Annotated in this window: 1 protein-coding gene; it reads right to left on the bottom strand. The window is 76.9% G+C overall.

Translation table 11 applies throughout. The features are described from left to right. A partial coding sequence (locus AB0O29_RS34845; RefSeq protein ID WP_365160151.1) for an acyltransferase domain-containing protein occupies window positions 1-2844 on the bottom strand: 2844 nt, incomplete at both ends.

A 2844-nucleotide genomic window follows, 5' to 3' on the forward strand; every position in this document is an offset into this window, starting at 1 on the left:
CGCCCGCCGACCAGTCCACGTGCGGGGTCGGCTCGTCCACGTGCAGCGTCCGGGGGAGCACCCCGTGCCGCAGGGCCTCCACCATCTTGATCACCCCGGCCACGCCGGCCGCGGCCTGCGCGTGCCCGATGTTCGACTTGAGGGAGCCCAGCCGCAGCGGCTCCCCGCCCTCACGGCCCCGCCCGTACGTGGCGAGCAGCGCCTGCGCCTCGATCGGGTCGCCGAGCCGCGTGCCGGTGCCGTGCGCCTCGACGGCGTCGACCTCGGCGGCGGTCAGCCCCGCGTCGGCCAGGGCGCGGCGGATGACCCGCTGCTGGGAGGGGCCGTTGGGGGCGGTCAGCCCGTTGCTCGCGCCGTCCTGGTTGACCGCGCTGCCCCGGATCACGGCCAGCACCCGGTGCCCGTTGCGCCGGGCGTCCGACAGCCGCTCCAGCACCACCAGGCCGACGCCCTCGGCCCAGCCGGTGCCGTCGGCGGCCGCCGCGAACGCCTTGCAGCGGCCGTCCGCCGACAGCCCGCGCTGCCGGCTGAACTCCACGAACATGCCCGGCGTGGACAGCACCGTCGCCCCGCCGGCGAGGGCCATCGACACCTCGCCGCGCCGTACCGCCTGCGCCGCGAGGTGCAGTGCGACCAGCGAGGAGGAGCAGGCGGTGTCGACGGTGAGGGCCGCGCCCTCGAAGCCGTACGTGTAGGAGATGCGGCCCGAGGCGACGCTGGGCGTGCCGCCGGTCAGGGCGTAGCCCTCGGAGCCGTCCGACACCTCGTGCAGCCGCGACCCGTACTCCTGCGCCGTCGCGCCGACGTACACGCCGGTGTCGGTGCCGCGCAGGGTGGACACGTCGATCCCGGCGCGCTCCAGGGCCTCCCACGAGACCTCCAGCAGCAGCCGCTGCTGGGGCTCCATCGCGGCGGCCTCGCGGGGGGAGATGCCGAAGGCGGCGGCGTCGAAGCGGGTGGCGTCGTAGAGGAAGCCGCCCGAACGGGTGTACGTGGTACCGGGGTTCGCCGGGTCCTCGTCGTAGAGGCCCTCCAGGTCCCAGCCCCGGTCGGCGGGGAAGCCGGAGACGGCGTCGGTGCCCTCGGCGACCAGGTTCCACAGGTCCTCGGGGGAGTTGACCCCGCCGGGCAGGCGGCAGGCCATGCCGACGATCGCGACCGGCTCGTCGTCCTCCCCGGCGGCGGGCGCGGGGGAGTCCTCCTGCGGCGCGGCCCCGCCGAACAGCTCCTCGGCGAGGTGGCGGCCGACGGCGGCGGAGGTGGGGTGGTCGAAGAGCAGCGTCACGGGCAGGCCCAGACCGGTCGCGGACGCGAGGGAGCCGCGCAGCTCGACGGCGGTCAGGGAGTCCATCCCCAGCGACTTGAAGCTGTGCGCGGGGTCGATCTGCTGCGGCCCGGCGTACTCCAGCAGCGCGGCCGCGTGCGTACGGACCAGGTCGGTGAGCTCGCGCACCCGGTCGGCGGCGGCGAGCGGCGCCAGCCGGTCGCGCAGGGGGTGCGCGGGGGCGGCCGCGGCCTCGGGGGCTTCGGGGGCCCCGGTGACGACCGGCGCGGGGGCGGGAGTGCCGGTGGCGGCGGCGCGGGCGGGACCGTCGCCGAGCCAGTGGCGCTCGCGCTGGAAGGCGTACGTGGGCAGCTCCACCCGCCCCGCCCCGCCGAACAGCGGGCTCCAGTCCACCGGAACCCCGCTGACCTGCGCCTCGGCGAGCGAGAGCAGGAACCGGCCGGTGCCGCCCTCGCCCCGGCGCAGGGTGCCGAGCACCACGGCCTCGGAGCCCTCGCCCGCGGCGCCCGCGGACTCGACGGTCTCCTGGATCCCGGTGGTGATCACCGGGTGCGGGCTGACCTCGACGAACACGTCGTGCCCGGTGCCCAGCAGCAGCCGGGTGGCCTCCTCGAAGCGGACGGTGCCGCGCAGGTTCTCGTACCAGTAGTCGCCCGTGAGACGGGTGGTGTCGACCGGCTCGCCGGTGACGGTGGAGCAGAAGGGGATCTCCGAGGCGCGCGGGGCCACCGGGGCCAGCAGCCGGGCCAGTTCCTCCCGGATCTCCTCCACGTGGTGCGAGTGCGAGGCGTAGTCGACGGGCACGCGGCGCGCCCGGATCCCGTCCCGCTCCGCCCGCTCCATCAGCTCGTCCAGCGCCGCCGAGTCACCCGAGACCACCGTCGACAGCGGCCCGTTGACGGCGGCCACGCCGATCCGCCCGTCCCAGGCCGCGACCAGCTCGCGGGCCCCGTCCACGGGCAGCGGCAGGAACACCATGCCGCCGCGCCCGGCGATCGCGCCGATGGCCCGGCTGCGCAGGGCCACGACCCGGGCCGCGTCCTCCAGGGAGAGCGCGCCCGCCACGCAGGCGGCGGCGATCTCGCCCTGCGAGTGGCCGACCACCGCGTCCGGGTGCACGCCGTGCGCCCGCCACAGGGCCGCGAGGGAGACCATCACGGCGAACAGCACGGGCTGCACCACGTCCACCCGCTCCAGCCACGCCCCCTCGGTGTCCCGCAGGACCTCCGTCAGCGACCAGTCGGTGTGCGGGGCGAGGGCCCGCTCGCACGCGGCGATCCGGTCGGCGAACACCGGCGACTCGTCCATCAGCCGCGCCGCCATGCCCTGCCACTGCGAACCCTGCCCCGGGAAGACGAACACCGTCCGGCGCCCGGCGGCGGCCCGCCCGCGCACGACCCGCGCGTCGGCCTCGTCACGGGCCAGCGCGTCCAGGGCCTCCAGCAGCTCCGCCCGGTCCCCGCCGACCACCACAGCCCGGTGCTCCAGCGCGGCCCGCGAGGACACCAGCGAGGCGTCGGCGACGACGAGCTTGAGCGGGAGCCGGGGGGCGAACCGGG

The organism is Streptomyces sp. NPDC089915, from assembly GCF_040684675.1.
Taxonomy (GTDB): Bacteria; Actinomycetota; Actinomycetes; order Streptomycetales; family Streptomycetaceae; genus Streptomyces.